Origin of the sequence: Thiomonas sp. 13-64-67, assembly GCF_002282795.1 — a bacterium.
Lineage (GTDB): Bacteria > Pseudomonadota > Gammaproteobacteria > Burkholderiales > Burkholderiaceae_C > Thiomonas > Thiomonas arsenitoxydans.
In genome coordinates this window covers 1-9108 of the sequence record NZ_NCKP01000070.1, presented here as the reverse complement: position 1 = coordinate 9108, position 9108 = coordinate 1, and the positions used below count along the sequence as shown (strand labels likewise).

Genomic DNA, 9108 nt, shown 5'->3' with positions numbered 1-9108 from the left:
TCCCAATCTGATTGTTTCGCGCACCTTTTCCAAGGCTTACGGCCTGGCGGGCCTGCGCATGGGCTACGGCGTGTCGCAGCCGGCGCTGACCGATGTGCTAAACCGGGTGCGCTCGGCCTTCAACACCAGCACGCTGGGTCAGGCCGCGGCGCTTGCCGCGCTGGACGATCTGGCCTTCATCGATCAGGCCTATGCGGTCAACCGCGCCGGTCAGGCGCAGTTGGCTGCGGCATTTGATGAGCTGGGGCTGCGCTACATCCCCTCGCAAGGCAACTTCATTCTGGTGAAGGTGGGCGATGACGCAAAGGCTGGCGCGCGATTGAATCTGGCGCTGTTGCAGCGCGGCGTGATCGCCCGTCCGGTGGACAACTACGGACTGCCCCAATGGCTGCGCATTTCGGTGGGTACCGAGGCGGAAAACGCTACCTGCATCGCCGCACTGCGCGACCACTATGCCGCAAGCTGAGGCCATGGACACTGTGATCGGCGACGAAGCCTCTGTGCAGTTCGAGCGTCTGGCCATTCTCGGGGTCGGTCTGCTCGGCGGCTCTTTTGCCTTGGCTGCGCGTCGAGCCAAGCTGGCGCGGCGCGTCGTGGGCTACAGCAAGTCGCCCACGACCACCCGCACCGCGCTGGAACGCGGCATCATCGACGAGGAGGCCGATTCGGCGCTGCGTGCGGTGCATGGCGCCGATCTCGTGCTGCTGGCCGTGCCGGTGGTGTCCACCGGCGATCTGCTCAAGCAGTTGCGGCACGGGCTGGAGCCCCACGCCCTGGTGATGGACGTCGGCAGCACCAAGGGCAATGTGGTGGCGGCGGCGCAGTCGCAACTCGGCGCGCGGCAAGGCCAGTTCGTGCCCTGCCATCCCATAGCGGGTAAGGAAAAGAGCGGGGTGCTGCATGCCGAAGCCGGTTTGTTCGACGGCAAGCGCGTGGTCATCACGCCGCTTGCGGCCAACAGCGACAGCTTTGTGGACATCGCCACCCAGGCGTGGGAGTCGATCGGCGGGGTGGTTTCGGTGATGTCGCCCGAAGAACACGATGCGGCCTTTGCTGCCGTCAGCCACCTGCCGCATCTGCTGGCGTTCAGCTATGTGTATGCGCTCTCCAGCCAGCCGCAGGGCAGCGCCTTTTTGCAACTGGCCGGGCCGGGGTTTCGCGACTTCAGCCGCATCGCTGGGGGCGATCCGCACATGTGGCGCGACGTGCTGCAGGCCAATCGCGACGAAGTGCTGCGGCAACTGCAACTCTACAAACAGGCGCTGGCGGGTTTTGAAGCGCAGATTCAGCAGGGCAACTGGAGCGCGGTCGAGGCGCTGATTCGCCGCGCCAGCCAGGTGCGGCAGGGCTGGGACGCTCCGGCGTCGTCCGATGATGAAGTCTGAGGTGCGCGATCTGCCGCCGCTCATCGGCGCGGGCGGACGGGTGAAGCTGCCCGGTTCCAAGAGCATTTCCAATCGCGTCCTGCTGCTTGCGGCGCTGGCAGAGGGCCAGACCGAGATCACCGGCCTGCTCGATTCCGACGACACCCGCGTGATGCTCGCTGCGCTGCAAGCGCTGGGCATTACCGTGCGGCGCGAGAGCGAGACGGCTCATGTGCAGGGCGGGGCGGGACGCTTTCCGGCAGCGCAGGCCGATCTGTTCATGGGCAACGCGGGCACCGCGATCCGGCCGCTGACCGCCGCGCTGGCGCTGCTGGGGGGCGACTATGCGCTGCACGGTGTGCCCCGCATGCATGAGCGCCCGATCGGCGATCTGGTCGATGCGCTGCGGCAGTTCGGTTGCGACATCCGCTACACCGGGCAGGAAGGCTATCCGCCGCTGCACATCGGGGCCAGCCATTTCCGCCTGAATGGCGACGTGGCCGTGCGCGGCGATGTCTCCAGCCAGTTTCTCACCGCCCTGCTGCTGGCGCTGCCGCTCAAGGCGAGCGATCACGACATCGCCATTGCGGTGCAGGGCGAGCTGATTTCCAAACCCTATATCGAGATCACCCTCAACTTGCTGCGGCGCTTTGGCGTGCAGGTGCAGCGCACCGGGTGGGAGCGGTTTGTCATCCCTGCGGGCAGTCGCTTGCGCAGCCCTGGCCGCATCGCCGTGGAGGGTGATGCTTCGTCGGCCTCCTACTTTCTGGCGGCGGGCGTGCTGGGGCAATGGCACGGCAAGGGCGCGCCGGTGCGGGTGGAAGGCGTGGGGCGCGACAGCATTCAGGGCGACGTGGCGTTTGCGCGCGTGCTCGAAGACCTCGGCGCCCAGGTGCGCTGGGGCGACGACTTTATCGAAACCGACGGCCTGCAAGCCGGATTGACCGCGCTGCGCGGTGGCGACATCGACTGTCTGGCCATTCCCGACGCCGCCATGACCCTGGCGATGACCGCGCTGTTCGCCGACGCGCCCACCACGCTGACCGCCATCGGCAGTTGGCGCGTGAAAGAAACCGACCGCATCCACGCCATGGCCACCGAGTTGACCAAGCTCGGGGCGAAGGTCGAATCCGGCCCCGACTGGCTGCGTGTGCATCCCTTGTCCGCAGCGCAGTGGCGCAGTGCGGCCATCGCCACTTACGACGATCACCGCATGGCCATGTGTTTTTCGCTCGCCAGCTTCGGCCATGCCGACATCCGTATTCTCGATCCGGGCTGTGTGGCCAAGACCTACCCCGGCTATTTCGACGACTTTGCCCGCATCGCCCGGCCCGTGCCGGTCATCGCCATCGACGGCCCCACCGCCTCCGGCAAAGGCAGTATCGCCACTGCCGTGGCCGAGGCGCTGGGCTTCGATTGCCTCGACTCGGGCGTGCTCTACCGCCTCACCGCCTGGCAGGCATTGCAGCAGGGCGTGCCGCTGGACGACAGCGACGCGCTGGCCCGGCTCGCGGCCGATCTGCCCGTGACCTTTACTGCGGGCGGCATCGTTCTGAACGGACAAGTTTTCGACGCGGCACAACTTCGCACTGAAGCCGTGGGGCAAGCCGCTTCGACCATCGCCGCCATTCCCTCCGTGCGCGAAGCCTTGTTTGCCTTGCAGCGCAGCTTTCGGCGCGCGCCGGGGCTCGTGGCCGATGGTCGAGACATGGGCACTGTCGTCTTTCCAGACGCGCCCCTCAAGGTCTTCCTCACCGCCAGTGCCCACAGTCGCGCCGAGCGCCGGTATAAGCAATTGATTTCACAAGGGATTCCCGCTATACTTGCCGACGTTTTTGCGGAGCTTGAGCTGCGCGACGCACGCGATACCCAGCGTGACGTGGCTGCGCTGAAGCCCGCGCCAGACGCCCAACTGCTGGACAGCACCGATCTGAGCCTTGAGCAAACGGTTGAAGCTGTGTTGGCTTTGTGGCGTCAATCCGTCTGAACGCGCGCCCTGCGCGTCTCAGTTTTTTATCTCTCCAACCCCACGGTCTTTCGTGGTTTGAAGGTCTTAACTCAATGTCCTCTGTCTCCCCAAGTGCTGCTTCCACCGAGTCGTTTGCCGCACTGTTTGAAGAATCCCTGCAATCACGCGACATGCGCACCGGCGAAGTCATTACCGCCGAAGTCGTTGCGGTCGATCAGAACTTTGTCGTGGTCAACGCCGGGCTGAAGTCCGACGCCTACATCCCTATCGAAGAGTTCCACAACGATCAGGGTGAAGCCGACGTTCACGTTGGCGATTTCGTCTCGGTTGCCATCGACGCGCTGGAAAACGGCCGCGGCGACACCGTGCTGTCGCGCGACAAGGCCAAGCGCCTGGCCTCCTGGCTGTCGCTGGAGAAGGCACTGGAAACCGGCGAATTCGTCGAAGGCACCACGACCGGCAAGGTCAAGGGCGGCCTGACCGTCATGGTCAACGGCATTCGCGCCTTCCTGCCCGGCTCGCTGCTCGACACGCGGCCGGTGAAGGACACCACGCCGTACGAGAACAAGACCATGGAGTTCAAGGTCATCAAGCTCGACCGCAAACGCAACAACGTGGTGCTGTCGCGCCGCGCCGTGGTCGAAGCCAGCCAAGGCGAAGAACGCGCCAAGCTGCTCGAAACCCTGCAAGAAGGCTCGCTGGTCACCGGCGTGGTCAAGAACATCACCGACTACGGCGCCTTCGTCGACCTCGGCGGCATCGACGGCCTGCTGCACATCACCGATCTGGCCTGGCGTCGTGTGCGTCACCCCAGCGAAGTGGTCACCCCCGGTCAGGAAGTCACGGCCAAAGTGCTCAAGTTCGACGCCGAGAAGGGCCGCGTTTCCCTGGGCCTCAAGCAGATGGGCGACGACCCGTGGCATGGCGTTTCGCGCCGTTACCCCGCGGGCACCCGTCTGTTCGGCAAGATCACCAACATCGCCGAGTACGGCGCGTTCGTCGAGATCGAGCCGGGCATCGAAGGCCTGGTGCACGTCTCCGAAATGGACTGGACCAACAAAAACGTCGCTCCGAGCAAAGTGGTGCAACTGGGCGACGAGGTCGAAGTGCAAGTGCTGGAAATCGACGAAGACCGTCGCCGTATCAGCCTGGGCATGAAGCAGTGCCGCGCCAACCCCTGGGACGAATTCGCCGCCAACCACAAGCGCGGCGACAAAGTTGCCGGCCCGGTCAAGTCGATCACCGATTTCGGCGTGTTCATCGGCCTGCCCGGTGGCATCGACGGCCTCATCCACCTGTCCGACCTGTCCTGGAACGACACCGGCGAGTCTGAAGTGCGCAACTACAAGAAGGGCCAGGACGTCGAAGCCGTGGTGCTGGCCATCGACATCGAGCGCGAGCGCATTTCGCTGGGTATCAAGCAGATGCTCGACGATCCGTTCATGTCGTTTGCCGCGCTGAATGACAAGGGCAAGATCGTCGAAGGCACCGTGAAAGCGGTGGATCCCAAGGGCGCCACCATCGATCTGGGCAGCGACATCGAAGGCTATTTGCGTGCTTCCGAGATCTCGCGCGAGCGCGTCGAAGACGCCCGCAACGTGCTCAAGGAAGGCGATCAAGTCTCTGCGGTCGTCGTCAACATCGACCGCAAGACCCGCAACATCCAGTTGTCGGTCAAGGCGAAAGACGCCGCCGAACAGCAGGAAGCCATGGACCGTCTGGCGGGCGACACCCGCGAAGCCGGTACCACCAACCTCGGTGCGCTGCTGCGCGCCAAGATGGACAAAGGCTCCTGATCAGTTGCGTTGCTCGTTTGCATTGATCGACTCGCCCGTGCGGGCTGCTGTGTTGGGTAGCGTCGAACTTGGCGCAAACCCAACGCGGTCCTGATGTGCGGCGGCCTACGGTGTTCACCGGGGCCGCCGTTTTCACCTGTACCCCTTATGACTCGCTCTGATCTCGTTGAAATCCTGGCCGCTCAGTTTCCTCAACTGACCCACCGCGACGCTGAACTGTCTGTGAAGACCATTCTCGACGCGTTGGCGCAGGCCCTCGATGACGGGCATCGTGTCGAAATCCGGGGCTTCGGCAGCTTCAGCGTCAGCCATCGTTCGGCCCGCATCGGGCGCAATCCACGCTCGGGTGAGCAGGTGGCCGTGCCCGAGAAGCGCATCCCGCATTTCAAGCCGGGCAAGACTCTGCGTGAACTGGTGGATTACCAGACCGAAGAGCGCAAGGTGGATGGGCGAAATCAGCCCGAGAACGTGGTCGATTGAGCGTGCTTTAGCGGTCGATTCTGGCGGCTGAACCCCAGGAGTCTGTCGGACTTGAGGATCGCGGGCTGCAAAATGGCGCTGCGGCGCCCTGCGCCAGCGGCTTTTTGCTCCATAGCGACGGCTATGGAGCGGCAAATCCGCCGCCACAGGGCATCCACACCGCCATTTTTCGCCATCCGCGCCCCAAGCCCGACAGACTCCTAGTCCCGTGCCCTGCGAAGGGCACGGGACTTTTTTATGGGGCAGTCGGCAAACGCGCGATCTGCTCTTTCACCTTGAGCAGCAGCGCCTGGAAATCGCTTAGACGTTCCTGCTCCTGCGCCACCACGGCTGCCGGAGCGCGGTCGACGAAACTGGCGTTGGAGAGCTTGCCTTGTGCCTTGGCGATTTCGGCTTGCAGACGCTGCGCCTCCTTGCCCAGACGCGCGTGCTCCGCTGCGGCGTCCACCTCGACGAACAGGGCGAACTGCGTGGCGCCCAGCGCGGTGGTAGGCGCGGATTGCGTGGCGGCTTTCCAAGCGGTCTCGTCGGCGAACACCTTGACCTCCGACACTTTGGCCAGGGCTTGCAGGGCGGAGCGGTGGCGCTCGATCAAGCTCACGTCGCCGCAGGCCAGCAGCGGCAGACGCTGCGCCGGTGAAACGCCCAGTTCGCCGCGTAGATTGCGGCAGGCGTCGACCAGTTGCTTGAAGGCGGCGATTTCCGCTTCGGCAGCAGCGTCGATCTTTTCGGGTTGCGCCAGCGGATAGGGCGCCACGGCCAGGCTGGCGCCGCTGCGCCCGGCCAGCGGCGCGACGGTCTGCCAGAGTTCTTCGGTGATGAAGGGCATGATGGGGTGGGCCAGACGCAGCACGGCCTCCAGCGTGCGCACCAGGGTGCGGCGGGCGGCGCGCTGTTGCTGCGGCGTGCCGTGGGCGATCTGGGTCTTGGCGATTTCCAGATACCAGTCGCAATACTCATCCCAGACGAATTGGTAGATGGCCTGGGCGGCAAAGTCGAGCCGGTAGTCGGCAAAGCCCTGCGCCACCTGCTGTTCGGTGCGCTGCAGTTGCGAGGCGATCCAGCGGTCGGCGGCGCTGAAATGCATATAGCCTTCGGGGCCGCAGTCGCCGCCACATTGATCCATGCCACGGTCGAAGGCTTCGAGTCCATCGACCTGCATCAGCACAAAGCGCGTGGCGTTCCACAGCTTGTTGCAGAAATTGCGGTAGCCCTCGCAGCGCTTGGTGTCGAAGTTGATATTGCGCCCCAGCGTGGCCATCGAGGCAAAGGTGAAGCGCAGGGCGTCGGCGCCGTAGGCGGGAATGCCGCCCGGGAATTCTTTCTCGGTGGCCTTGCGCACTGCGGGTGCGGTTTCGGGTTTGCGCAGGCCAGTGGTGCGCTTGTCGAGCAGGGGGGCGAGTTCGATGCCGTCGATCAGATCGACCGGGTCGAGCACATTGCCCTCGCTCTTGCTCATTTTCTTGCCGTGCGCGTCCAGCACCAGGCCGTGGATGTAAACGTGCTTGAACGGCACCTTGCCGGTGAAGTGCGTGGTCATCATGATCATCCGGGCGACCCAGAAGAAAATGATGTCAAAGCCTGTGACCAGCACCGAGGAGGGCAGGAACAGGTCCATCTCCTTCGTCGGCTCGGGCCAGCCCAGGGTGGAGAAGGGCACCAGCGCGGAGGAATACCAGGTGTCGAGCACGTCCGGGTCGCGGGTGAGCGAGCGGTTGTAGCCCGCGGCGGACGCCTTGTCGCGCGCCTCGGCTTCGCTGCGGGCCACAAAAATCTCGCCGTTCTCGCCGTACCACGCGGGAATCTGGTGGCCCCACCAGAGCTGGCGCGAAATGCACCAGTCCTGAATATTGGCCATCCACTGGTTGTAGGTGTTCACCCAGTTTTCCGGGACGAACTTCACCTCGCCGTCGGCCACCGCGTCGATGGCCTTTTGCGCGATGCTCTTGCCGTCCGGGCCGGGCTTGGTGGTGGCGACGAACCATTGGTCGGTGAGCATGGGCTCGACGATCTGGCCGGTGCGCGCACAAACAGGCACCATGTTTTTGTGCGGCACCGCTTTTTCGAGAAAGCCCTGCGCTTCCAGGTCTTTGAGCAGCGCCTTGCGCGCGGCGTAGCGGTCGAGCCCCTGATACGCGGCAGGGCCGTTTTCGTTGATGCGGGCGTCGTCGGTGAAGATGGTGATCAGCGGAATGTCGTGGCGCAGCGCGCAGGCGTAGTCGTTGAAGTCGTGCGCGCCGGTGATTTTCACGCAGCCCGAGCCGAAATCGCGCTCGACGAAGCCATCGGCGATGATGGGAATCTTGCGGTCGCAGAGCGGCAGATCGACATACTTGCCGATGAACTTGGCGTAGCGTTCATCTTCTGGATGCACCGCCAGCGCGCCGTCGGCCATCATGGTTTCGGGCCGGGTGGTGGCGATGTGCATGCCGCGCACGCCGTCGATCGGCCCGTCGCTGAACGGGTAGAGGATGTGCCACATGAAGCCGTCGTGCTCCTGGCTTTCCACCTCCAGATCGCTCACCGCGCTCTTGAGCACCGGGTCCCAGTTCACCAGCCGCTTGCCGCGATAGATCAAGCCTTGTTCGTAAAGCTGCACAAAAGTCTCCACCACGGCCTTGGACAGCTTTTCGTCCATGGTGAAGTACTCGTGCTCCCAGCTCACCGAGTCGCCCATGCGGCGCATCTGGCCGGTGATGGTGTTGCCCGACTGCTGCTTCCATTCCCACACTTTTTCGACGAATTTGGCGCGTCCCAGATCGTGGCGGCTCTGGCCTGCCGCCTGCAATTGCCGCTCCACCACGATCTGCGTAGCAATGCCCGCATATGGCCCATGTGCAGCGTGCCCGTGACGTTGGGCGGCGGCAGTTGCACGCAGAACGACGGTTTGGCGGCGTCCAGCGTGGGGGCGAACACGCCCAGTTCCTCCCAGCGCTGAGTCCAGCGGGCTTCGATGTTGTGGGGCTCAAACGATTTGGCGAGTTCGGTCATGGGGCTGGCGGGGAAAAAGCGGGCCATGCATCGGACTGCTGAGCAGGCCCGGCGTGCTGGCATCAAACGGGGTAGGTCGCCGTGCAAAGGTGCGAGGGGGCAGCAATCACGGCAGCAGGCCGCGATTTTATCGGGAGCGGGTTCGGTTTTCCTGCGCAGGGCCGCGGCGGCGCATAAAATGCGCGACTTTCCCAACCCCGGCCGCGACGCACGCAAGCTTCATTTGGCGCATCCGGCCCCGGCGGTTCCCTTACCCGCCGATCAACGAAAAAGGTCTCTCATGCTGTTCACGCTCGACTTGAGCGCTGCTCGCCAGCGCGCCGTCGTGGCCGCTCTGGCCGCGCTGCATATCGCCATCATCATCGCCAGCAACTATCTGGTGCAACTGCCCATCACCCTGTTCGGCTTACACACCACCTGGGCGGCGTTCAGCTTCCCGCTGGTTTACGTCGCGACCGATCTCACCGCCCGGCTGCTCGGGGCGGGCCCGGCGCGGCGCGTGGTGCGC

Annotated in this window: 6 protein-coding genes and 1 pseudogene; 6 read left to right on the top strand and 1 reads right to left on the bottom strand. The window is 64.5% G+C overall.

Annotation, left to right across the window (positions count from 1 at the left end):
• The 5 genes from B7X30_RS13605 to B7X30_RS13585 form a co-directional block, all read left to right on the top strand.
• On the top strand, nucleotides 1–466 hold a 466-nt coding region (locus B7X30_RS13605), incomplete at its 5' end, for an aminotransferase class I/II-fold pyridoxal phosphate-dependent enzyme (protein ID WP_286731222.1).
• A gap of 4 nt (nucleotides 467–470) precedes the next feature.
• On the top strand, nucleotides 471–1385 hold the full coding sequence (locus tag B7X30_RS13600) for a prephenate dehydrogenase (RefSeq protein WP_286731220.1): 915 nt from the start codon (nucleotides 471–473) through the stop codon (nucleotides 1383–1385).
• Nucleotides 1372–3351, top strand: coding sequence for a bifunctional 3-phosphoshikimate 1-carboxyvinyltransferase/cytidylate kinase (locus B7X30_RS13595; protein WP_286731219.1), 1980 nt, complete (start codon nucleotides 1372–1374; stop codon nucleotides 3349–3351). Before B7X30_RS13600 ends, B7X30_RS13595 begins: the two co-directional genes overlap by 14 nt.
• A 74-nt stretch (nucleotides 3352–3425) precedes the next feature.
• A complete protein-coding gene (gene rpsA, locus B7X30_RS13590) occupies nucleotides 3426–5129 on the top strand; it encodes a 30S ribosomal protein S1 (protein WP_013106245.1) in 1704 nt (567 codons plus the stop codon).
• A gap of 147 nt (nucleotides 5130–5276) precedes the next feature.
• Nucleotides 5277–5609 carry an integration host factor subunit beta gene (locus B7X30_RS13585; RefSeq protein ID WP_276727184.1) on the top strand — a complete coding sequence of 111 codons (333 nt, stop codon included), beginning with the start codon at nucleotides 5277–5279 and terminating at the stop codon, nucleotides 5607–5609.
• 235 nt (nucleotides 5610–5844) lie between these two features.
• Here B7X30_RS13585 and B7X30_RS13580 read toward each other — a convergent pair.
• A pseudogene (locus B7X30_RS13580) lies at nucleotides 5845–8600 on the bottom strand (valine--tRNA ligase).
• Nucleotides 8601–8880: 280 nt separating this feature from the next.
• Here B7X30_RS13580 and B7X30_RS13575 point away from each other — a divergent pair.
• Nucleotides 8881–9108: queuosine precursor transporter (locus tag B7X30_RS13575; RefSeq protein WP_286731216.1), on the top strand; the 228-nt coding region annotated here is incomplete at its 3' end.